The following is a 22,748-nucleotide window of genomic DNA, read 5'->3' on the forward strand; positions in this document are numbered from 1 at the left end:
ATCATAGCCTGGGAATAACGAGATCGCGGGGCTCCTATTCTAGCGGAGCGACAAAAATCTGACGTTACCATTTTTGCGATTTCAGAGTATGCCCAGCCAGATGCCAGGTAAAGCCGCTACGCTATTACTATACAGAGTGATAGCGAGGGCCACGAAATGGATGAACTTGATGATAACAAATTAAAGCCAGCGGACGACGAACGTGAGGTCGAAAGTGAAGAAAAGCAGCGCGGGGAGGAGATAGAAGTGGATGAAGACCGTCTTCCCTCGCGGGCGATGGCGATCCATGAACATATTCGTCAGGAAGGGGAAAAAGAGATGGAGCGCGATGCGCTGGCCCTGCTGTGGTCTGCGATTGCGGCCGGTCTGTCGATGGGCGCCTCGTTGCTGGCGAAAGGGATTTTTCACGTCAAGCTGGAAGGGATCCCGGGAGGGTTTTTACTCGAGAACCTCGGATATACCTTCGGCTTTATTATCGTGATTATGGCCCGCCAGCAGCTGTTCACGGAAAATACGGTCACCGCCGTACTGCCGGTGATGCACAATCCCACCCCCGGAAACGTCGGTTTACTCATGCGGCTATGGTCTGTGGTGCTGGCGGGCAATCTCATCGGCACCGCGGTGGCCGCATGGGCCTTCAATTATATGCCTGTTTTTGATGAGCCGACCCGCCAGGCCTTCGTCAGCATCGCCGAAGATGTGATGAAAAACAGCCCGACGGAGATGTTCGCCAATGCGATTATTTCCGGCTGGCTGGTCGCCACCATGGTCTGGATGTTTCCCCTCGCCGGCGCCGCCAAGATCGTAGTGATCATTCTGATGACCTGGCTTATCGCCCTGGCGGATACCACCCATATCGTGGTGGGCTCGGTGGAGATCCTCTATCTGGTGTTTAATGGAAGCCTGCCCTGGAGCGACTTCATCTGGCCTTTCGCCCTGCCGACGCTGGCGGGTAATATCTGCGGCGGGACCTTCATCTTCGCACTGCTGAGCCATGCGCAGATCCGTAACGACATGAGCAACAAGCGAAAAGCGGAAGCCCGCGCGCAGGCCGCTGCAAAAGCCAAAAATGCCGACCGGGCATAAAAAAAGCGCTTAGAATGGCGAGGGTTTAAGCAGTCAGACGGTATAGCTCTTACTCAGGCGGGCGAAAAACGCTATACTCGTGCCGCCTTGTCCCCTTAGTTAAATGGATATAACGAGCCCCTCCTAAGGGCTAGTTGCAGGTTCGATTCCTGCAGGGGACACCATAACCCTCCTGCTTTATGTCGGATCCACGCCGACTTTTGATGGTTTTTCTGCAGCTCCTGTAGACTGTCTACTCAAGGTGGTACCGACCTGATCATCAATGCCCCCTTCCTGTTAACGCACAAAGTGATTTATTTATAGATATAAAACCCGTGGCGCCATTCCTCTTTTTAAAAAGATGAAAACACCAGTTATAATTTTGCGACTAAAATGAACAACTCACAGGAAAAGACGAGTTGTAAAACGTAATGACATCGTCAGCAGCGACCGCACGAAAAGCATACTGCTCACTCCCGACAGACATTCAAAATATTGATATTCACGATCATAAAAACATAGTTTTCTTGCCCTGACAGGTATGACCTAATGAACAGGCCATCAGACTCATCTATTTTTACCGCAACGCGTTAACACTCACCTAAATCATCACCGCGGCATTAGTATTCAAGTTTCGTTCGCATCGCCTGCTGGCCTCCCATAATCACATTATTATTACCTTTGCCTGTATAAGCCTGACCTTAGCTATCGTCCTGATTGTTGGATTTTCCTCAATCCACCTGTATGAACCAACGATTCGCTTAGCCAGTAATATAATGGTTTACATATGGACGTTCTTTTTTTTCACGACGATGGCATTAACCCGCTTCAGAAATATATTCTGGACAGGAATCTATTTTTACTACTTCGTTTATATATTAACCTTCTCTTTCTTAACAACCGCAGATGTCGCTAGCGAGAACACAGGGTATAAAGCGAGGCTTTTCGAAACGCTGGGCACTCTGATCTTTATTATCATTATTTTCCTTAATGCGTTTAATCTTTATCAATTATCCAACAATAAATATGAGAATGCTTATCAGAACTCGATTCGTGATTATCTGATGCAGCTGTATAACCGCCGTTATTTTTACCTTGTGCTGATAAAAAAATGCAACGGGTCTCTGTGCAAAACCATTGTCTAAATTGTTATGCGACATCGAACATTTCAAGCGCATCAATGACAAATATGGTCACTTTCAGGGAGATCTTGTTATTCAGTATGTGGCCGGGGTACTTCAGGATCAGGTTCGCAGAGATGATATTGTGGCCAGAACAGGCGGCGAGGAATTTGCGCTATTACTGTCTGACGTGGGCCAACAGCAGTCGCAACTCATCGCCGAGCGGACCCGCCAGACCATTATCAACCCAGGCGACGTCAGCAGCAGGGTTAAACTGCCCGAAAGCGTCACGATCAGTATCGGTCTTGCCACAACGGAGGATCCTAAAACGGTATAGAATGAATGACTTAACCGTGCCGACGGCGCCCTGTACCAGGCAAAAAAAGCAGGTAGGAATTGCGCGGTTGCCTGGCAGAAGCCCTCCTGCACTCTATAGCCTCGACAATTAACCAACAGCAACACGCTTTATGCGTACAATATCGCGTGGCCTGGTCGTCAACCTGCCGCCCAGCCGATGCAACACTCTCTGGACAACAAAGGAGCCAGGCGTTGATATGAAACAGATCACCCTTAGCGATATGCAGCAGCAGAGCGAAGCGGCGGCCAGTTCCCCGCGCTTACGTGCCCATCGCAATTTTCACCCTGAGCTGAGCGACCCGGTGCAGCGTCTGGCTATCGCTATGGAACCCGGCACCTATATCCGCCCGCACCGGCACCGACATACCTTTGAACTTTTGCTGCCGCTGAAAGGTCGCTTTGTGGTGCTAAATTTTGATGATCATGGCGCGATCACTAACCGGGTGGTGCTGGGTGAAACCTGCATGGCGCTGGAAATGGAGCCTGGCACCTGGCATACGGTGCTCTCACTCGACGCTGGTGGAATGGTATTTGAAGTCAAACAAGGCGCTTATCAACCGCTTGCTGAAATCGACACTATGGACTGGGCGCCAGCAGAAGGTCAGCCGGGTACCGCGGAGATGATGTCCTGGTATGCCATCGCGCAGCCAGGAGATCGCTATCCCTCTGTAACCCGGTAAGCTTGGCCGCCGCAAACGGATGCCGCGAGCATCCGTTTGCGTTATCCCTGTCGTCCAGGCATTGATTTCAAGAACCACATTCTCTTCATGATGCGTTCCCTCTCGTCGAGGTCGTTAATAAAAAAAAGTGTTGTATTCAGGCGCTAAGCAAACTATTTTTCTCGAGCGAAATTAATGATAGGATTACACCATCAAGTGAATGGCTGACGTAACAATAAGAATAATCATCTTATTGATATAATATTCTCAACATGAATGAATTTCATCAATCAGACCAGCGACGTTAACAAAAAAAAGCACATGACCATCAGATTTTCATTGCTAATACTGACCGCTATTTTTCTGCAATAAACAATCCTTATGAATATAACAGAACGGAATATCTGGAAATTAAATAATTTACCGCCAATGGAGTATTGTTCCCTTTCCCGGGCGCAAAAATTATTAAACTGTGAAATTGAAGACATTCTTCACTGGCATGATATCGGTGCGATCAATCTATGCCTGAAGCTTAACCCGACGCGGGGAACACTAAAACTCGCCGTCCTTTCTCATCAGGAAAAAGAGGTAACCAACACATTTAATCCACTCAATTCATCTGAGACGCTGGAAACCTACTGGTCGCCACACTCCCATATCCATAGCATTTTGCGGATTGATGGCGATATTCCCGTCATGGAAACCCAGAGCGGGAATACCGTCACGCAGTTCAACGTCAAGGTCACAGCTTCAGGACTCTGGCATCCGCACAGCCGGAATTTAATGGCGTTGCTGGAGGCGCCTAACGATATTCATCGTGAAAACAGGTTCAGCATGATGCTGCCTGAGAAACCGTTTGTTTATTGTCACTTCATTCCGCAGGAAGCCGAAAACCCCATCCTGTCATTGAGTCGGCTCTATATTACCAGTCAGGCAATTGAGAAAATATTTGCCCATAGCATTAGCGCCCGACCGATGGATGTCACAAAAAATCCGCTACGGCAACAAACCGGTTATATCCATCAGGAATTAACCTCACTTCCGCAAAGTGAGGTACTGCTGGAATTTATCCACGATCTTATTCTGTCCCATAGTTTATTTAATGTGAAATTGCAGACCATGGCTGAGCCAGACAAGACCCAGCTCTTTCATCACGTGCTGGAAAGGCTGAAGGAGGAAGTCATGCTTAGAGAGAATGCCCTGCCCGACGAGGCCGACACCAGCAACGCAGCCCACCGTTAATCCTGGCTCGCCGCCGAGCGACGCACGCCTTCAGGCAGGAGGCAGGCGGTTTTCCTGCTCAAGCGTTAGCGCAATCTCCCGCGCCAGGGCGATAAATTCGCGTGCCGCGGCGCTCTGCCACGCATCCCTGCGCTGGAGCAAACAGGCCGTTCGCTGCAGCAGCGCGGGTTCCAGCTCAATCGCCACCACATCATCATACTGCCCGGCGATCGCCGCCGGCAGCAGTGTCGCAAGGGGCGTTCGCCGAATGACCGACAGAACGGCGCCGATAGAGTTGGCCTCCATCTGCACGTCAGGTTCGAGCCGATGACGACGACAATAACGATCGATCTGCTCCCGGGTGGCAAACTCGCTGCTCAGTAAAATCAGCGGCTGCGCGTCGAGCGCCTGCAGCCTGAGCGCGTTCTCTCTGGCCAGAGGATGCGTGCGGCTCACCACCAGCGCGAGGGTTTCCGTCAGCAGCGGCTGAACGACAATATCCGGGGAACGACTGTCGTCAAAGGCGATGCCGACATCCAGTTCATCCTTCAGCAACATCATTTCCATGCGCTCCTGGTTCATCTCCTGGATCAGCAATTTCACGCCGGGGTAGCGTCGATAGTAGTTTTCCACCAGCGGTCCCAGCATATAGGTGGTGAAGGTCGGCGTCATGGCAATGCGGAGTTTGCCGCGCTGCAGATCTTCAGCGTCATGCAGAGCGCGCCGCCCCTCCTCAAGATCGCGTAACGCCCGGCGGGCATACTCCAGCCAGATCTCTCCGGCATCGGTTAACCGGATATAACGGCCAGAGCGGTCGAAAAGCTGAACCTCCAGCATGGCTTCCAGCTGGCGGATCTGCTGTGACAGCGCCGGCTGGGAGACGTGCAGCGCCGCGGCGGCGCGGGTAAAGCCACGGTGTTCTGCCACAGCGATAAAGTAGGAAAGATGGCGCAGGAGCATCCGCTTACCTATAAGTAATTCAACTAGGGTTCATCATAAATAAGTCTTTTAACTTATGAAACAAGTTACGTACCCTCTACGCACGACCCGTTGCCTCTTTTACCTTGAACATCATCTTATGCAGGAGTGACTATGTCCGCTCACGATCGCTATCTCCAGCGCGCCTTAGCGCTGGCAAAACACAACACAACCCACGGCGGTCGCCCCTTTGGCGCCGTGATGGTGCGCCATAACGAGGTTGTCGCCGAAGCCGTCAACACCTTTCATCTGAGCGGCGACCCAACGGCGCATGCCGAACTGAATGCCGTTCGCGATATTGCCGCCAGGCTGGGAAGCGAAGTTCTGCGCGAATGCGTTATTTACGCCAGCGGACAGCCTTGTCCGATGTGTCTTAGCGCACTCTATTTAACCGGCGTGCGGGAAGTATTTTTCGCCAACAGCAATCAGGACGGAGAGCCTTTTCAGCTATCTACCGCCGCGATTTATCAGCAGTTGCAGCAGCCGCTGGCGCAGCAGACGTTGCCGATCCATCATCGCCCCCAGCCGGAGGGGCTGGCAGTTTATCAGCGGTGGGCGGAACAGCAGCCATGAAAGCCGTGTTGCGACAGAATCTGACGCTGGGGATCCTGGTGCTGATCGGCATAAATATGCGGCCGCTGCTCACCTCCATCGGCCCTTTGCTTCCGGAGATCCGCGCCGCCAGTGGGATGAGCTATACCCTGGCCGCGCTACTGACCGCCCTGCCGGTGGTAGCGATGGGCGTGCTGGCGCTGGCCGGCGGCTGGGTCGATCGTCATGTCGGTCAAAACCGTAGCATTGCGCTAAGCCTGCTGATTATCGCGGCGGGCGCCCTGTTGCGGGAAATCGCCCCGAATAGCGGCCTACTGCTCACCAGCGCCCTGGCCGGAGGCGTTGGCATCGGCATCATCCAGGCTGCCATCCCGGCGGTGATTAAGCGCTTATTCGCCCGACGGACGCCGCTGGTAATGGGGCTATGGTCAGCTGCGCTAATGGGCGGTGGCGGGTTAGGCGCCGCGTTAACGCCGTGGCTGGCGTCGCACAGCACAGCCTGGCGGGATGCGCTGGCCTGGTGGGCGCTCCCCGCCCTCCTCGCCCTGCTCAGCTGGCTGGCGATTTGCCGGCACCTGCCCCGTGCTCCGCATCAGACCAGCGCCGCCCCCCGGGTAGCGATTATTGGCCAGCGCCGCGCCTGGACGCTGGGGCTCTATTTCGGACTGATCAATGCTGGCTACGCCAGTCTGATCGCCTGGCTGCCGCCCTATTATATGCAGCTTGGCGACAGCGCCCAGTACAGCGGCTCGCTGCTGGCGTTGCTGACGGTTGGGCAAACCGCGGGCGCGCTGCTGCTGCCGGCGCTGGCTCGCCAGGATGACCGGCGCCAGCTTCTGCTGTGTGCTCTGGCGCTCCAGCTGATTGGCTTCTGCGGCTTCATCTGGCTGCCGCAGCACTTCTCCGCGCTCTGGGCTCTCGCCTGCGGCGTCGGTCTGGGCGGCGCGTTTCCCCTGTGCCTGGTGCTGGCCCTCGATCATGCCGGACAACCGACGGTGGCCGGCCGGCTGGTAGCCTTTATGCAGGGTATCGGATTTATTATCGCCGGCCTGTCGCCCTGGCTTTCCGGCCTGCTGCGTAGCCTGAGCGGGAACTACACCCTTGACTGGTCCTGGCATGCGCTCTGTGTCCTGTTACTCATGGCGATCACGCTGCGCTTTATCCCGGCACACTACCCTGCCGAGTGGCGACAGCGCGCCTCTGATCTGCATTAAACCGGTGGCGCGTGGCAACGTGGATGCCGCGCGCCAAGCCTGACTAGCTCCGCTAATCGCCCTGACGAGAAACCCGTTTTCGCAGCGTCGCTGGCGCTAAATTTATTACCGGGCGAAATTAATGTGTCGCCGAATCACGACACTCGTAAGTAACTAAAAATTAATAAAAAAATGCCTCTTGTTTCCCTGATTTTTTAGGCGTACATTAGCGCCATCTGGAGCACTTAACGCACAGAATTGCGAGCTGCCGCAGGGTGAGATTTCACCAGCGACAGCCCTTGAAAAACAGAACAATTAATTCATTTGAACGTCGCATAAGCGCGTGGAGTGATGAGTCGTGAAATACTTCTTTATGGGCCTCTCTTTTATGGTCATCGTTTGGGCCGGTACTTTTGCCCTGATGATCTAGACTGCAGCGGTGTCAAAAAAAACGGGAGCCCAGAGGCTCCCGTTTTTGTTATAGCGTATTCGCCGAAGCGCTAGCTCGCGGCGGGCAGCAAGCCATCCGCGCGGAACATCGCCTTAATGCCGCGGATCGCCTGACGCGTCCGGTCCCGGTTCTCGATCAGCGCGAAGCGGACATGGGTATCGCCATAATCGCCAAAGCCAATCCCCGGAGAAACGCAAACCTTCGCTTCGTTAAGCAGCTTTTTCGCAAACTCCAGCGAGCCCATGTCGGCATAAGGTTCCGGAATTTTCGCCCAGACGTACATGGACGCTTTCGGACACTCCACCATCCAGCCGGCCTCATGGAGCCCTTTCACCAGCACATCGCGGCGGCGCTTATACTGTTCAGCGATATCCCGCACGCATTGCTGATCGCCCTCCAGGGCAGCGATCGCCGCCACCTGCAGCGGCGTAAACGTGCCGTAGTCATGGTAGCTTTTGATGCGGGCAAGGGCGTTCACCAGGGTCTTATTACCGACCATAAAGCCAATGCGCCAGCCGGCCATGTTATAGCTTTTCGACAGGGTAAAGAACTCGACGGCGACATCGCGTGCGCCGGGCACCTGCATGATGGAGGGCGCTTTCCAGCCGTCATACACGATATCGGCATAGGCCAGATCGTGGACGACCAGGATGTCATACTGCTTCGCCAGGGCGACAACCTTTTCAAAGAAATCCAGCTCGACGCACTGCGCGGTCGGATTCGAGGGAAAGCCAAGGATCATCATCTTCGGCTTCGGATAGCTCTCGCGGATGGCGCGTTCCAGTTCGTTAAAGAAATCCACCCCTTCCACCAGCGGCACCGAGCGCACCTGCGCCCCGGCAATCACCGCGCCGTAGATATGGATCGGGTAGCTGGGGTTCGGCACCAGCACGGTGTCGCCATGATCCAGCGTCGCCAGCATCAGGTGCGCCAGCCCCTCTTTCGAACCAATGGTGACGATCGCTTCCGATTCCGGATCGATATCGACGTTATAGCGTTCTTCATACCAGCGCGAAATAGCGCGACGCAGGCGTGGGATCCCCCGCGAGGTAGAGTAACCATGGGTGTCAGGCCGCTGGGCGACGGTGCAGAGTTTTTCCACGATATGCGGCGGCGTCGCGCCATCGGGATTGCCCATACTGAAATCAATAATATCTTCGCCGCGCCGGCGCGCAGCCATTTTCAGTTCGGCAGTAATATTAAAAACGTACGGAGGGAGACGATCGATACGCGTAAAACGGCGTTCAGGACTGGATTCAGCCATAGGTTCCTCTGATTAACGTTAGCGCCCGGACCGTCCGAGCGACGCTGCCGCTGTTGCGGCTCGTTTAGAAAATAACCTGAAAAAAATCACGTTGTCGAGTGCCCTGACGAAAAATAATCACTGGCGTTAAAAACGGGTATCGTCTGCGCTAAATACGGCAGTACGCTGCGGGATGAATACCGTTTTGTCTGCAAGTGGTAACATATTGATATCTTTTCTATCACGGGTATTTATCGTTTCTTCTGGCGTCTGGCGGTACATCGCCTCCCCACCCCTCAATCCCCTTTTAAAAGTGCGCCTTTTCCTCATTATTTTTCTGCGGCTGGTCTTCTGTCGTCAGGTTTTTTATCATGTCCTTTTCTGGCCACTGACGCGGCGCACCCATGCACGAAATCTTTACTATGATGCTGGCGGTCTATGATCGTGCGGCCCTGATGCTTATTTGCCTGTTTTTTCTCATTCGCCTGCGCCTGTTCCGCGAACTGTTGCATAAGTCGGCGCATACGCCGAAAGAGCTGCTGGCTGTCACCGCCATTTTCTCGCTGTTCGCGCTCTTCAGTACCTGGTCCGGTGTGCCGGTGGAAGGATCGCTGGTAAACGTGCGCATCATCGCCGTGATGTCCGGCGGGATCCTGTTTGGTCCCTGGGTGGGGGCCATTGTCGGGGTGATTGCCGGTGTGCACCGCTATCTGATTGATATTGACGGCGTGACCGCCGTGCCCTGCTTTATCACCAGTATCATCGCCGGCCTGCTGTCGGGGTTGATTAACCGCAAAGTGGCCCGCGATCAACGCTGGAAAATCGGCATTCTGGCCGGAATGGTCTGCGAGACTCTGACCATGATCCTGGTGGTGATCTGGGCCCCTTCCCTCAGCCTCGGCGTGGATATTGTTTCGAAAATTGGTATCCCGATGATCCTCGGCAGCGTCTGCATCGGTTTTATCGTGCTGCTGGTGCAGAGCGTGGAAGGGGAAAAGGAGGCCAGCGCCGCGCGGCAGGCGAAACTGGCGCTCGACATTGCCAACAAAACCCTGCCGCTGTTCCGTCAGGTCAACAGCGATTCTCTGCGCCAGGTTTGCGACATTATCCGCCGCCACATTACCGCCGACGCGGTGGCGATCACCAATACGGAACACGTGCTGGCCTACGTGGGCGTCGGTGAAGCCAACTATCAACATCATAACGATGTCATCAGTCCCACCACCCGACAGGCCATCCGTTATGGAAAAATCATTATTAAAAACAATGATGAAGCCCACCGTACGCCGGAGATCCACTCCTTGATGGTCATTCCGCTGTGGGAAAAAGGGGTGGTCACCGGTACGCTAAAAATCTATTACTGCCACGCCCATCGCATCACCTCGACGCTGCAGGAGATGGCGATAGGCCTGTCACAAATCATCTCCACCCAGCTGGAGGTTTCCCGCGCCGAACAGCTACGGGAGATGGCCAACAAAGCGGAGCTGCGCGCTCTGCAAAGCAAGATTAACCCGCACTTTTTATTCAATGCCCTGAACGCGATCTCCTCCTCGATTCGCCTTAATCCGGACACCGCGCGCCAGCTCATTTTTAATCTGTCGCGCTATCTGCGCTATAACATCGAATTAAAAGACGATGAGCAGATTGATATCAAACGAGAGCTGTATCAGATCAAAGATTACATCGCCATTGAACAGGCGCGATTCGGCGACAAACTGACGGTTATCTATGATATTGACGACGACGTCAGCTGCGTGATCCCAAGCCTGCTTATCCAGCCTCTGGTGGAAAATGCCATTGTGCACGGCATTCAGCCGTGTAAAGGGAAAGGCGTGGTGACGATCGGCGTCAATGAGTGCGGTAATCGGGTTCGCATCAGCGTTCGCGACACCGGCAACGGCATCGATCCCGCCGTGGTCGCCCGCGTGGAAGCCGATGAAATGCCGGGTAACAAAATCGGCCTGCTCAACGTTCATCATCGGGTGAAACTTCTCTATGGCGAGGGGCTGCATATCCGCACCCTGACGCCAGGAACGGAGATCGCTTTTTATGTCCCCAATCACTCTACGCCGCAGGCGCTGACGGAGTCTCTGTTGTCATGAGCGGAGAAAAGATGAAAGTTATCATTGTGGAGGATGAGTTTCTGGCCCAACAGGAACTCTCCTGGCTTATCAACACCCACAGCCAGATGGAGATCGTCGGCAGCTTTGACGACGGACTGGACGTGCTGAAATTTCTCCAGCACAACAAGGTCGACGCCATCTTTCTCGATATCAATATTCCATCGCTGGACGGCGTTCTGCTGGCGCAGAACATCAGCCAGTTCGCCCATAAGCCTTTTATCGTCTTTATCACCGCGTGGAAAGAACACGCCGTGGAAGCCTTTGAGCTGGAGGCGTTTGACTACATTCTGAAGCCCTACCAGGAGTCGCGCATCATCAATATGCTGCAGAAGCTGACCGCCGCCTGGCAGCAGCAGAATAACGCCGCTTCCGGGTTAACCAGCGTGGCGCCTCGGGAAAACGACACCATCAATCTGATAAAAGATGAGCGGATCATCGTCACCAGCATTCATGATATCTATTATGCCGAGGCGCACGAGAAGATGACCTTCGTCTACACTCGCCGGGAGTCATTCGTCATGCCGATGAACATTACCGAATTCTGCAGCAAACTGCCCACCGCACATTTCTTTCGCTGTCACCGCTCGTACTGTGTGAATCTCAGCAAAATTCGGGAAATTGAGCCGTGGTTTAACAATACCTATGTGCTACGCCTGCGCGACCTGGAGTTTCAGGTTCCGGTCAGTCGCAGTAAAGTGAAAGAGTTTCGCCAGCTGATGAATCTGTAGACGGCGGGGAGCCCCGCCTGGCCGGGCTACAACAGTAGCCCGGGAGGAATGCGCTTACAGCACCTGACCCAGCGTCTGACGCAGATGCGCCCCGGAGCCCAGCAGGCCTGGGTTGTCATGCACGATCAGGTAAACCGGGATATCCTGGACATAGGCTTTAAAACGGCCTTTGTCCTCAAAACCGCCGCGGAAGCCGGAGGCTTTAAAGAACTCCAGGAAGCGCGGCACGATGCCGCCAGCGATATAGACGCCGCCAAACGTCCCCAGGGTCAGCGCCAGGTTTCCACCGAAGCGCCCCATAATGACGCAGAACAGCGACAGCGCCCGGCGACAGTCGGTGCAGCTATCCGCCAGCGCCCGCTCGGTGACCTCACGCGGCTGCAGGTTCTCCGGCAGTCGACCATCCGATTTGACTATCGCGCGATAAAGGTTGACCAGACCAGGACCGGAGAGGACGCGTTCTGCGGAGACATGCCCCAGCTCAGCGCGCAGCTCTTCCAGAATAATGCCCTCTTCTTCGCTGTTCGGCGCAAAATCGACATGGCCGCCTTCGCCCGGCAGGCTGACCCAGCGTTTATCAACGTGTACCAGATGGGCTACGCCCAGCCCGGTTCCGGCGCCATAAACGGCGATCGGTTTGCCGGCTACCGGCGCGCTGCCGCCGAACTGAATCAGGTGCTCGGCTTTCAGCATCGGGATGGCCATTGAAACGGCGGTGAAATCGTTGATAATCTCCAGGTGCGCAAAGCCAAGGTTGCGCTTCATCTCGGCGATGGAGAAGGCCCAGGTATGGTTGGTCATCGCCACCCAGTCGCCGGTGATCGGGCAGGCGATAGCGATACAGCCTTCGCTGACCGTCACCTGATGCTCTTCGAGATAGACGCGTACCACCGCCTCCAGACTGGGGTAATCGAGCCCGGAATAGGTCTTTGCACGAGAGATCTCTCCGCTCGCCAGATCACACAGCGCCAGGCGGGCGTTGGTCCCCCCGACATCTCCTACTAAAGCAAATTTTGTCATTCCGTTACGGCTCCGCTAAAGTCAAAATAAATCTTTTGGCACACTGTAAATTCATGGCGGCTTAACAACAACGTCCAACTCGCGGACGCCCCTTGTTTAGCGACACAGGTCACATTTAGTTTGTAATCAATGCAAAGTAGCCTATTAACGAGGCCACGGGTATCAGACGCCGCCTTAACTTTATCGTTTCAGCACCATTTGCATCGACGGTCCCCGCCGACAAAGGCAAAGTAGTGCTCCTGAACTTTAACAAGGACATTTTCATGCTCCATCCTCGCGCCAGAACAATGCTGATCCTGTCGGTGCCGGCTATCCTGATTGGCATCGCCTCCAGTCTGATCCTGATCGGCGCGATGAAGATTGCCGCGTTGCTGCAGCGCATCCTGTGGAGCAATCTGCCAGTGCAGTTTGGAGTAAGCGCCGAGAACCCGCTGTGGATCATCGCCATTCTCACGGCGACGGGGATCGCGGTGGGCCTGGTCGTCCGTTACAGCCCGGGGCATGCCGGGCCGGACCCGGCGACCGAGTCGTTAATCGGCGCGCCCATTGCCACCGGCGCGCTGCCCGGGCTGCTGGCGGCGCTGATCCTTGGCCTCGCCGGCGGCGTCAGCCTCGGCCCGGAGCATCCGATTATGGTGGTGAATATTGCGCTGGCCGTCGCCGTCGGCTCCCGACTGTTCCCGCGGGTCAGCTCTCTTGACTGGACCATTCTCGCGGCCTCAGGCACCATCGGCGCCCTCTTCGGCACCCCGGTGGCCGCCGCGCTGATTTTTTCGCAAACCCTCAACAGCAGCAACGAGTCGCCGCTATGGGATCGTCTGTTTGCCCCGATGCTTGCCGCCGCAGCGGGCGCGCTGACGACCGGGCTGTTTTTCCACCCCCACTTCACGCTGCCGCTCCCACACTATAGCCAGATGCACTTCGTCGATATTATCAGCGGCATGATCGTCGCCCTGATCGCTATCGCCGTCGGTATGGTCGCCGTCTGGTGTCTGCCGCGCCTGCACACGCTGATGCACCGCCTGAAAAACCCGATCCTGACGCTGGGCCTCGGCGGCTTGCTGTTAGGGATCCTCGGGACCATTGGCGGACATTTAACGTTGTTTAAGGGGCTGGATGAGATGCAGCAGCTGGCCTTCAGCCAGACGCTGACCGCCTCGGATTATCTGCTCATCGCGCTGGTTAAACTGGCTGCGCTGGTTCTCGCCTCGGCCTGCGGCTTTCGCGGCGGGCGGATTTTCCCCGCGGTCTTCGTCGGCGTGGCGCTGGGGCTGATGCTGCATGCCCACGTGGACGCCGTGCCGGCGGCGATCACCGTCTCCTGCGCGATCCTCGGCATGGTGCTGGTCGTCACCCGCGACGGCTGGCTGAGCCTGTTTATGGCCGCCGTGGTGGTGCCGGACACCACGCTGCTGCCGCTGCTGTGCATTGTGATGCTCCCGGCCTGGCTGCTGCTGGCCGGGAGGCCCTTGATGATTGCCAGACACCATACCGACTAAACGCGGCTGTTTCGTTCCTCCAGCGCCTGCGTCACCGCGCGCAGGAAATCGGGAATATCCATTTTCGGCAGCATCACTTCCACCAGGGTGAGCGTATCGGAGGTGATGCTCTCCGCCATCGCCTCTCGTAGCTCATCGGTGTGCGTAACCCGCCAGCAGCGCGAGGCAACGTCCGGGGCGAAGGCTTCCGGCAGGCGTCGCCAGTCCCACAGGGCAATGTCATTGTAGCGCTGCTCCGGGCCGTGAATCGCCCGTTCCACGGTATACCCTTCGTTATTCAGCAGCAGAATAAGCGGCTTTTGCTTATCGCGCAGCATAGAGCCCATCTCCTGAATCGTCAGCTGGGCGGCGCCATCGCCGACAATCAGCACCACCCGCCGCTCTGCCGCCGCGGTTTGCGCGCCATAGGCGGCCGGGAGGGTAAAACCAATCGAGCCCCACAGCGGCTGGACGATCAGCGACGCCTCTGACGGCAGCTTCAGCGCGGCAATGCCGAAGGCGGCCGTCCCCTGGTCGGCGAGAATAATATCGCCGGGACGCAGCGCCCCCTGCACCGTCGCCCAGAAATTTTTCTGCGTGAGTTCGCCGTCGGCCCCCTCCTCCACTTCCGGCGCCACGACCTGAGGCGCAGCCCACTCCGCCGCCAGCGGTGCGGAAAGGGTCATCAGCGCAGCCAGTGCCTGATCCATCGGCACGCCGCTGAACCAGTGATCGCCCACCCTGACCGCGAAGGGCTGGATCTCTATCGTCTTATCCCGCGCCAGATGCTGGGTGAATCCCGCGGTGATGGTGTCGGTGAAGCGCGTGCCGATGCAGATGATGGTGTCGGCGTTTTCGATGGCCTCCCGGGTCTGCGGCGCGCTGGCGATACCGCTGTAGGTGCCGACAAAACCTCTCTGCTGCTCATCGAACAGCCCCTTGCCCATTAGCATGGTGGCGTGGGCGACGGGGGTTTTCGCTACCCATTCCCGGAGCGTGTTTTGCAGGCCATAGCGTTGCGCGAGGAAGTCCGCCAGCAGGGAGATGCGTCGACTGCCCCGCAGCAGGCGGCTGGCATGCTCGCAGAATCCGGCGAGCTGGTTTTCATCCGCCGGAGCGGCCTCCACCAGCAAGCGCTGCGCTGGGGCAATCGCTGCCGCTCTGGCGACATCGGCCGGCAGCATCAGATAGCCAGGCCGATGATGCGTCAGCATATCGCGCAGAACACGGTCGATCTCATGGCAGGCGTTGCCGGCGGTCAGCAGCGCCTGGCTACAGGTGATCTGCTCGCTCATCCGCGCAAAATGGCGGAAATCGCCGTCGCCCAGGGTGTGATGCAGCAGTTCGCCGCGCTGCTGAGCGCCAGTGGAGGGCGCGCCGACGATATGTAATACCGGAATATGCTCCGCATAGCTGCCCGCCACGCCGTTCAGCGCGCTCAGTTCGCCGACGCCGTAGGTTGTAAGTAACGCACCGGCTCCCTTAATGCGTGCATAACCGTCAGCAGCATAGGCCGCATTGAGCTCGTTGGCGCAGCCGACCCACCCCAACGCATTATGCGCAATGACCCGGTCGAGAAACTGTAAGTTGTAATCTCCCGGCACGCCGAACAAGCGGTCAATACCGCAGTCGACGAGGCGATCCAGCAGATAATCCCCAATAGTGTAAGTCGGTTGCATATCCATTTTCCTCATTTTGGCGCAGGTGTAATTTGAGTATTGAATAAGCGATCCGCCTGTCCAGAAAGGGGGCGATAAAGGCAGTGTAAAGCAATAATTACGCCGAAAAAGCGATGTACTCCACGCAGAACATTGATTAGTGTAAACGTATACACATCCTGTTTTATCTGCGGAGGAAGAATGGTTTACCAGGCAAGTACCACGCGATATCAAACGATGGCCTATCGTCGCTGCGGCCGCAGCGGCCTTCAGCTGCCGGCAATTTCTCTCGGTCTGTGGCATAACTTTGGCGATGAAACGCGGGTGGAAACCAGCCGGCAGATGCTCCAGCACGCATTTGACCTCGGCATTACCCATTTCGACCTGGCCAACAACTATGGGCCGCCGCCGGGCTCGGCGGAAAGCAATTTTGGCCGCATCCTCAAAGAGGCGCTCCTGCCCTATCGCGATGAGTTGATCATCTCCACCAAGGCGGGCTACACCATGTGGGACGGCCCTTACGGCGACTGGGGTTCACGCAAATATCTGGTGGCCAGCCTTAACCAGAGCCTGCAGCGCATGGGGCTGGAATATGTCGATATTTTTTATCATCACCGCCCGGACCCGGAGACACCGCTGACGGAAACGATGCGCGCGCTTGATCACCTTGTCCGCCAGGGTAAAGCGCTGTACGTCGGCATCTCCAACTATCCGCTGGCCCAGGCGCGGGAGGCGGTGAAGATCCTTAACGATCTCGGCACCCCCTGCGTCATTCACCAGCCCCGCTACTCCATGTTTGAACGCGGCGTGGAAGAGGGGCTGCTGGATTTTTTGCAGACGGAAGGGGTGGGAAGTATAGCGTTTTCACCGCTGGCCGGCGGACAGCTCACCGACCGCTATCTCAACGGCATTCCGGCAGACTCACGTGCCGCCAGCAGCAGTCGTTTTCTGCAGCCGGAGCAGCTGACCAGCGCCAGATTAGAAAAAATTCGTCAGCTGAATACGCTGGCGGAAGCACGCGGGCAGAAGCTGTCGCAGATGGCGCTGGCCTGGGTGCTGCGTGAGGAGAAAGTCACCTCCGTGCTGATCGGCGCCAGCAAAACCGCCCAGCTGGATGACGCTGTCGGAATGCTGAAACATCGTCATTTCAGCGCCGAAGAGTGCGCCGCGATTGATGCCATCCTGGCGCTGTAAAGCAAATGTTACTTTAGCAAAAAGTGCTCTTTTCTGTGCTTTCGGAGTTCGTCCGATGCGATAGGTCTTTACCGGCCCGTAATATCACGTTAACAGGCCGCTTAGGGCCCCGATCGTGAAGGAGAAGAGTATGTTCAGGTCACTGATTCTGGCAGCAGTACTGCTGGCCGCAGCGCCATTAGTCGCTAACGCTGGTGAAATCACCCTGTTGCCATCGATAAAATTACAAATTGGCGATCGTGACAATTACGGTAACTACTGGGACGGTGGCAGCTGGCGCGACCGTGATTACTGGCGTCGTCACTATGAATGGCGTGATAACCGTTGGCATCGTCATGACAACGGCTGGCACAAAGGCTGGTACAAAGGCAGAGATAAAGCCTGGGAGCGCGGCTATCGCGCGGGCTGGAGCGACCGCGACGATCGCCGCGGCGGCTGGGGACGTGGTCCCGGCGGGCGTGGTCCCGGCGGGCGTGGTCACGGTCATGGACATGGCCATCACTAACAGACGAAAAGGGGAGCCCATCGGCTCCCCTTCGCTTTATTCCGCATCAGGAGGCCATTAATCCACCCCGAGCAGCGATCCCACAATTAACCAGCCGTTCAGGCTCACCACAATCGCGACTATCGCCCAGCCGATGCCTCTCACCCAGCGGGTATTCACCAGGTCTCCCATTAGCTTTGCATTGCTGGTAAATATCAGCAGCGGTACCAGGGCAAGCGCAATACCAAAGCTCAGCAACACCTGACTCATCACCAGGATGCGCGTTGGATCCAGCCCCAGCAGAATGACGACAAACGACGGCAGCATAGTGACCGCCCGGCGAAACCACAGCGGAATATGAAAGCGAATGAAGCCCTGCATAACCACCTGACCTGCGAGAGTCCCCACCACCGTCGATGATAAACCTGCAGCGACCAGGCTGAGGCCAAAGATGGTCGCCGCCGCATGGCTCAGCAGCGGCTCCAGCGTTCTGTAAGCCTGATCAAGATCGGCGACGCCGGTATGGCCATTGAAATGGAATGCCGCCGCGGCGGTCGCCATCATCGCCAGGTTGACGAACCCGGCAATGGTCATGGCGATCGCCACATCCCAGCGGGTCGCGTTATAGCGCTCTTTTCGCGTCCCGCCGTGCAGGTGCTGGGTAAGCGAGGAGTGTAAGTAGATCACGTGCGGCATAATGGTGGCCCCCAGCACCCCGGCGGCTAAGAATACCGCCTCGCCGTTGGGCAGCGTAGGGATCGCCAGCCCTTTGGTCAGGGGAGCCAGCGCGGGCTGGGAAAAGATCAATTCAACGACATAGGCGACGGCAACAAACAGCAGCAAGCCGCCAATCACCTTCTCCAGCGGTTTTTGTCCGCGCCGCTGCAGCATCAGGATCAGGAAGGTCGCCACCCCGGTCAGCACCGCCCCTTGCAGAAGCGATACGCCCAGCACCAGCTTAAAGCCAATCGCAGCGCCGATAAATTCGGCCAGATCGGTGGCCATGGCGATGATTTCCGCCTGCACCCAGTAAAACCACACTACCGGGCGCGGGTAATGGTCGCGGATCTGCTCGGCCAGGTTTTTACCGGTGGCAATGCCGAGTTTGGCAGAGAGCACCTGGATCAGCATTGCCATCAGGTTGGCCCATACCACCACCCACAGCAGCTGATAGCCAAAGCTGGCGCCAGCCTGAATATTCGTGGCGAAATTACCCGGATCGATATAGCCAATGGCAGCGACGAAAGCTGGCCCCATTAAGGCGAGCTTCACCTTGCGCGCGGCGCGACTACTGCTATTCTCAACGCGACTGCTAGTCATCTTCTGCCTCTGGAAATATAGCCTTTGCTATGTTTCATGCTATCAAAATGCGAATGATTATCAAGTTCATTTGAAATGGAGATAATGATTGCTGTGATAGGAGGGAACAATTGCTGGCCGGAAATGAAAAACGGGCGTCAGTAAACCCGATCGCGCCCGCTATTAAGAGTAGTACAAGAATGCAACTTTTAAAACCTTTACGTAACATAACAAAAGTGGATGTTTGATCACTATTTTTGCCATTGGTCACAGTTCCTTGCAATAGTGTGCAATTGATCTCGTTTTCTTTAAAGCCGTTGCATAGAATGTGCACGGAAATTTAACCTGCCTCATATTTGGAGCAACTATGGACCGCGTCTTGCATTTTGTCCTCGCGATCGTTGTGGTGGCTATACTGGCCCTGTTGGTCAGTCATGACCGTAAAAAGATCCGTATTCGTTATGTTGTTCAACTGCTTGTCATTGAAGTCCTGCTGGCCTGGTTCTTCCTGAACTCCGATATTGGTCTGGGTTTTGTGAAAGGCTTCTCCGAGATGTTTGAAAAACTTCTCGGCTTTGCCAACGAAGGGACAAACTTCGTGTTCGGCAGCATGAACGACAAAGGTCTGGCCTTCTTCTTCCTTAAGGTTCTGTGCCCTATCGTCTTCATTTCCGCGTTGATCGGTATTTTGCAGCATATTCGCATCCTGCCGATTGTTATTCGCGCCATCGGTACCGTGCTGTCGAAAATCAACGGCATGGGCAAGCTGGAGTCCTTCAACGCCGTCAGCTCGCTGATCCTCGGCCAGTCGGAAAACTTTATTGCCTATAAAGATATTCTCGGCAAAATGTCGCGCAACCGTATGTACACCATGGCGGCGACCGCGATGTCCACCGTATCGATGTCCATCGTTGGCGCATACATGACCATGCTGCAGCCGAAGTACGTCGTCGCGGCGCTGGTGCTCAACATGTTCAGCACCTTTATCGTTCTGTCGTTGATTAACCCGTACCGTGTGGAAGAGAGTGAAGAAAATCTGCAGATGTCGAATCTGCACGAAGGTCAAAGCTTCTTCGAGATGCTGGGCGAGTACATTCTGGCGGGCTTTAAAGTCGCGATTATCGTGGCGGCGATGCTGATCGGCTTCATCGCGCTGATCTCCGCGCTGAACGCCCTGTTCGCCACTGTGACCGGCTGGTTCGGCTACAGCATCTCCTTCCAGGGGATCCTTGGCTATATCTTCTACCCGGTCGCCTGGGTGATGGGCGTGCCGGCAAGCGAAGCGCTGCAGGTGGGCAGTATTATGGCTACCAAGCTGGTCTCCAATGAATTCGTCGCCATGATGGATCTGCAGAAAATCGCCTCGACGCTCTCCCCGCGCGCGGAAGGCATTATCTCTATCTTCCTGGTCTCCTTCGCGAACTTCTCGTCTATCGGCATCATAGCCGGGGCGATCAAAGGTCTGAACGAAGAACAGGGCAACGTGGTTTCTCGCTTCGGTCTGAAGCTGGTTTATGGCTCCACGCTGGTCAGCGTCCTGTCTGCTTCTATTGCGGCTCTGGTTCTGTAACAGGCGCCAGTCATCTGAGCCGGGCGATGCCCGGCTTTTTTTACCCGTCATTCGCCCAGCGGCTGAGGCTTGCCCACCAGGTAGCCCTGCAGATAATTCACCCCCAGCTCCAGCAAGCGCGCTTTTTGCGGTTCGCTTTCGACATATTCCGCCACCACGCTCATCCGTTTCGCCCGCGCCATCTCGACAATCGATTTCACCATAATGGCGTCCAGCGGGTCAGTGAGGATGTCGCGGACGAAGCAGCCGTCAATCTTGATGATATCGGCCTGGAGATGCTTCAGTCGTTCATAGTTCGCATATCCGGTGCCAAAGTCATCAATGGCGATGGCGCAGCCAAACGCGCGCAGCGCTTCAAGATTTTGCCGGCTGATGTCGGCATTGGAAAAGGCCTGCTCTTCAGTGACTTCAATAGTGATAAGGTCTGGTGAGACCGCATAGCGTTGAAACAGCGCGATAATCTGCGCGGCGCTATCCTTTTGCATCAGGGTTGCAGGCAGCAGATTGACCGAGAATCGCTGGCCAGCGTGCTGATGAAGCACGCTGAACAAGGTCTCCAGCACCAGCATGTCGAAACGTTGGCTGAGGTTAAACTGCACAATCAACGGGATAAACTGATCGGGCATAATGACGCTATCGCCACAGCGCATCCGGGTGAGGATCTCATGATATCCCTCCCCTTCCCTGTTCTGAATCGGTTGCGCATAGAGCATGAGCGCCCGCTCTTTGAGCACCTGCTTGACGCGCATGAGGAGGCGCACCTGCTCGGTGGTTTGATCCACCACCAGCTCCTGCTCCTCATCCAGCGCCAGCACCCGACGTTCGCTGCCCGCCTGTTCGGAAAGCCAGCTTAGCTGACCCAGCATCTGGTGAAGTCCCTCGCGCTGACCGTCGTCGCGGCCCCAGGCCGCGCCAAACTCCAGATCCAGCGGCTGATTGTGCCAGCTGAATTTTTTGTGGTTGAGAACCGCGACCATATGATGCAAACGGGATGAAGGCTCCGGTCCGTCAAGCACGAGGATCAGTTCGCTGCCCGGCACCTGGAAAACTTTATCCGCCGCCCCCAGCAGCGGTTGCAGCGCCCGAATAATCTGCCGTTTACAGTCCACCCCCATCATCAGGCCATAATGCCTGCTGAGAAAGTCGAGATTATGAATACGTAGGCTGCAGATAACCTGCTGCGGACAGCTTTGTAAATGGCTCTCCAGCGCGCGCAGGTTAGGCAAGCCAGTCAGCGGATCTTCTTCCGCCTGACTACGCCAGCGGCGTTTATTGCGATCGCTGCGGGCATAGGTGTCTGCCATATAAAACAAACAGATAGTAAAGGAGATCAACACTGACAGCACAAAGGATAATGAATACTCGCTTTGGACGCCCTGGAGAAAGTTTTTGTTATACACCACCAGTAAAAAAGCCGAGACCGACCATGAAATACGCAGTAGCGCATGACCAATCCGGCTAATCCCGATAAAGTAGACGATAAAAATCACCGGAACTAAATAACCGGCAATAAATTCAGACTGATACGGCGCACACAATAGCGTTAATATCACCGCCAGCGCGATAAACCAATATAGCGTAAAGGAACGATATTTTGCTGCCAGCCACGGTAAACATTCCTGCCGCCAGAATCGTCGAGCGTAGCGTGGATTGATAATCATCCGCATTGGATAATATAAAAAGGTGGTAAAAATTAATGCTGCGCTGATTAAACTTTGAATATCTATTACGGTGTAAATCAACGGCATACTACCAAAATAGCTGGTAATAGATAGGGGAAACGCAAAATATTGTCCGGCGAGGTACATGGTGATTTTCAGCAGCACCGGCGCGAAGAACCCGCCCCAGAAGATCCGCGCCCCCATATGTTTCGCCGTTGGACCACAGCGCCAGCGCTTACCCACCAACAGTCTTAGAATAGCGCAGGAGACGAACACCGCAAACAGCTGACAAAAGAGTAAGATAAACGCCTGCGGTAGCGTTAATTTAATTATCAGGCTATTGGTAATGGCAAATGCGAGAATTAATGGCGCAATCGCATAGCGACCAAAGATAAAAATAACAGAAAACATTACGCTGATTGGCAGCCAGGCAATATAAATAAGATTGCCATCTATAACCGTTTGCGGTGAAATAAAACGAGCCAGCGGAATAGCGACTAAACAGACGATAAAGGCCAACAGAGTTTTTTTGATATTAATGTTAATTTTATCAACCATTATTGTTAATTAAAACTCCGGCAACCTCATTACGTTTAATGGGGGAAATGTTATGTTGCTTATTTAGGGCAAGCAAGGTGAATTATCAGGAAAAAGTCTGAAATTACTTTCGATTTTAATAGCTGGAGATTAACT

Annotated in this window: 21 protein-coding genes and 1 tRNA gene; 15 read left to right on the plus strand and 7 right to left on the minus strand. The window is 55.4% G+C overall.

The annotated features are described in order from the left end of the window. The first annotated feature begins 156 nt into the window (after positions 1–156). The 6 genes from ACLH1U_RS16835 to ACLH1U_RS16860 all read left to right on the plus strand — a co-directional run bounded on the left by ACLH1U_RS16835 (position 157) and on the right by ACLH1U_RS16860 (position 4,444). Positions 157–1,086, plus strand: a complete 930-nt coding sequence (locus ACLH1U_RS16835) for a formate/nitrite transporter family protein (RefSeq protein ID WP_023290545.1) — start codon at positions 157–159, stop codon at positions 1,084–1,086. A gap of 89 nt (positions 1,087–1,175) precedes the next feature. Next, positions 1,176–1,250, plus strand: a tRNA-Arg gene (locus ACLH1U_RS16840). A 423-nt stretch (positions 1,251–1,673) separates the two neighbouring features. Next, the gene (locus ACLH1U_RS16845; protein WP_223825682.1) at positions 1,674–2,210 is read left to right on the plus strand and encodes an MASE4 domain-containing protein; all 537 of its coding nucleotides are present in this window, start codon (positions 1,674–1,676) and stop codon (positions 2,208–2,210) included. Further along, positions 2,203–2,523 (plus strand): GGDEF domain-containing protein, encoded by a 321-nt coding sequence (locus tag ACLH1U_RS16850; protein ID WP_071997558.1) that lies wholly within the window; start codon positions 2,203–2,205, stop codon positions 2,521–2,523. The genes ACLH1U_RS16845 and ACLH1U_RS16850 overlap by 8 nt, the downstream gene beginning before the upstream one ends. Positions 2,524–2,740: 217 nt before the next feature. Then, a complete protein-coding gene (locus ACLH1U_RS16855) occupies positions 2,741–3,223 on the plus strand; it encodes a WbuC family cupin fold metalloprotein (protein WP_032453668.1) in 483 nt (160 codons plus the stop codon). Positions 3,224–3,583: 360 nt separating this feature from the next. Continuing rightward, positions 3,584–4,444 carry a hypothetical protein gene (locus ACLH1U_RS16860; RefSeq protein ID WP_032453669.1) on the plus strand — a complete coding sequence of 287 codons (861 nt, stop codon included), beginning with the start codon at positions 3,584–3,586 and terminating at the stop codon, positions 4,442–4,444. 30 nt (positions 4,445–4,474) lie between these two features. Here ACLH1U_RS16860 and cynR read toward each other — a convergent pair whose 3' ends face one another. Next, positions 4,475–5,383 carry a transcriptional regulator CynR gene (cynR, locus tag ACLH1U_RS16865; protein WP_065804880.1) on the minus strand — a complete coding sequence of 303 codons (909 nt, stop codon included), beginning with the start codon at positions 5,381–5,383 and terminating at the stop codon, positions 4,475–4,477. 132 nt (positions 5,384–5,515) lie between these two features. Between cynR and ACLH1U_RS16870 the strand changes: the two genes are divergently transcribed. The 3 genes from ACLH1U_RS16870 to ypdK all read left to right on the plus strand — a co-directional run bounded on the left by ACLH1U_RS16870 (position 5,516) and on the right by ypdK (position 7,576). Continuing rightward, positions 5,516–5,974, plus strand: coding sequence for a nucleoside deaminase (locus ACLH1U_RS16870; protein WP_023290577.1), 459 nt, complete (start codon positions 5,516–5,518; stop codon positions 5,972–5,974). After that, complete coding sequence (locus tag ACLH1U_RS16875; protein WP_023290578.1) at positions 5,971–7,167, plus strand: CynX/NimT family MFS transporter; 1,197 nt, start codon at positions 5,971–5,973, stop codon at positions 7,165–7,167. Before ACLH1U_RS16870 ends, ACLH1U_RS16875 begins: the two co-directional genes overlap by 4 nt. Before the next feature lie 337 nt (positions 7,168–7,504). Continuing rightward, on the plus strand, positions 7,505–7,576 hold the full coding sequence (gene ypdK, locus ACLH1U_RS16880) for a membrane protein YpdK (protein ID WP_099119320.1): 72 nt from the start codon (positions 7,505–7,507) through the stop codon (positions 7,574–7,576). Positions 7,577–7,646: 70 nt separating this feature from the next. On the opposite strand, the gene alaC is transcribed toward ypdK, so the two are convergent. After that, a complete protein-coding gene (gene alaC, locus ACLH1U_RS16885; RefSeq protein ID WP_004202031.1) occupies positions 7,647–8,861 on the minus strand; it encodes an alanine transaminase in 1,215 nt (404 codons plus the stop codon). A gap of 286 nt (positions 8,862–9,147) precedes the next feature. Further along, the gene (locus tag ACLH1U_RS16890; RefSeq protein ID WP_032428955.1) at positions 9,148–9,246 is read right to left on the minus strand and encodes a hypothetical protein; all 99 of its coding nucleotides are present in this window, start codon (positions 9,244–9,246) and stop codon (positions 9,148–9,150) included. Here ACLH1U_RS16890 and ACLH1U_RS16895 point away from each other — a divergent pair. Together ACLH1U_RS16895 and ACLH1U_RS16900 are read left to right on the plus strand one after the other, a co-directional pair. Further along, complete coding sequence (locus tag ACLH1U_RS16895) at positions 9,245–10,942, plus strand: LytS/YhcK type 5TM receptor domain-containing protein (protein WP_411299351.1); 1,698 nt, start codon at positions 9,245–9,247, stop codon at positions 10,940–10,942. The two genes, ACLH1U_RS16890 and ACLH1U_RS16895, sit on opposite strands and share 2 nt — an antisense overlap. 11 nt (positions 10,943–10,953) lie before the next feature. After that, complete coding sequence (locus ACLH1U_RS16900; protein ID WP_023290580.1) at positions 10,954–11,691, plus strand: LytR/AlgR family response regulator transcription factor; 738 nt, start codon at positions 10,954–10,956, stop codon at positions 11,689–11,691. 54 nt (positions 11,692–11,745) lie between these two features. On the opposite strand, the gene glk is transcribed toward ACLH1U_RS16900, so the two are convergent. Beyond that, the gene (gene glk / locus ACLH1U_RS16905; protein ID WP_004202027.1) at positions 11,746–12,711 is read right to left on the minus strand and encodes a glucokinase; all 966 of its coding nucleotides are present in this window, start codon (positions 12,709–12,711) and stop codon (positions 11,746–11,748) included. Between the two features lie 263 nt (positions 12,712–12,974). On the opposite strand from glk, the gene ACLH1U_RS16910 reads away from it, so the two are divergent. Beyond that, positions 12,975–14,210: an ion channel protein gene (locus ACLH1U_RS16910; RefSeq protein WP_023290581.1), complete on the plus strand. Its 1,236-nt coding sequence runs from the start codon at positions 12,975–12,977 to the stop codon at positions 14,208–14,210. On the opposite strand, the gene ACLH1U_RS16915 is transcribed toward ACLH1U_RS16910, so the two are convergent. Beyond that, positions 14,207–15,868 carry an alpha-keto acid decarboxylase family protein gene (locus ACLH1U_RS16915; RefSeq protein ID WP_032453679.1) on the minus strand — a complete coding sequence of 554 codons (1,662 nt, stop codon included), beginning with the start codon at positions 15,866–15,868 and terminating at the stop codon, positions 14,207–14,209. The genes ACLH1U_RS16910 and ACLH1U_RS16915 overlap by 4 nt on opposite strands. Positions 15,869–16,048: 180 nt before the next feature. Between ACLH1U_RS16915 and mgrA the strand changes: the two genes are divergently transcribed. Continuing rightward, positions 16,049–17,041 carry an L-glyceraldehyde 3-phosphate reductase gene (gene mgrA / locus ACLH1U_RS16920; protein ID WP_023290583.1) on the plus strand — a complete coding sequence of 331 codons (993 nt, stop codon included), beginning with the start codon at positions 16,049–16,051 and terminating at the stop codon, positions 17,039–17,041. Between the two features lie 130 nt (positions 17,042–17,171). Further along, positions 17,172–17,546, plus strand: a complete 375-nt coding sequence (locus tag ACLH1U_RS16925; protein WP_411299352.1) for a DUF2502 domain-containing protein — start codon at positions 17,172–17,174, stop codon at positions 17,544–17,546. Positions 17,547–17,603: 57 nt separating this feature from the next. On the opposite strand, the gene ACLH1U_RS16930 is transcribed toward ACLH1U_RS16925, so the two are convergent. Next, the gene (locus ACLH1U_RS16930; protein ID WP_004202021.1) at positions 17,604–18,845 is read right to left on the minus strand and encodes an Nramp family divalent metal transporter; all 1,242 of its coding nucleotides are present in this window, start codon (positions 18,843–18,845) and stop codon (positions 17,604–17,606) included. A gap of 346 nt (positions 18,846–19,191) precedes the next feature. Here ACLH1U_RS16930 and nupC point away from each other — a divergent pair, with 346 nt between their 5' ends. After that, entirely contained in the window at positions 19,192–20,394 is a 1,203-nt protein-coding gene (nupC, locus tag ACLH1U_RS16935) for a nucleoside permease NupC (RefSeq protein WP_012540950.1), read from the plus strand. A 47-nt stretch (positions 20,395–20,441) separates the two neighbouring features. On the opposite strand, the gene ACLH1U_RS16940 is transcribed toward nupC, so the two are convergent. Further along, positions 20,442–22,613, minus strand: a complete 2,172-nt coding sequence (locus ACLH1U_RS16940) for an EAL domain-containing protein (protein WP_064155271.1) — start codon at positions 22,611–22,613, stop codon at positions 20,442–20,444. Positions 22,614–22,748: the final 135 nt, after the last annotated feature.

Origin of the sequence: Klebsiella sp. 1SOBk5mer, from assembly GCF_046603115.1 — a bacterium.
GTDB classification, from domain to species: domain Bacteria; phylum Pseudomonadota; class Gammaproteobacteria; order Enterobacterales; family Enterobacteriaceae; genus Klebsiella; species Klebsiella quasipneumoniae.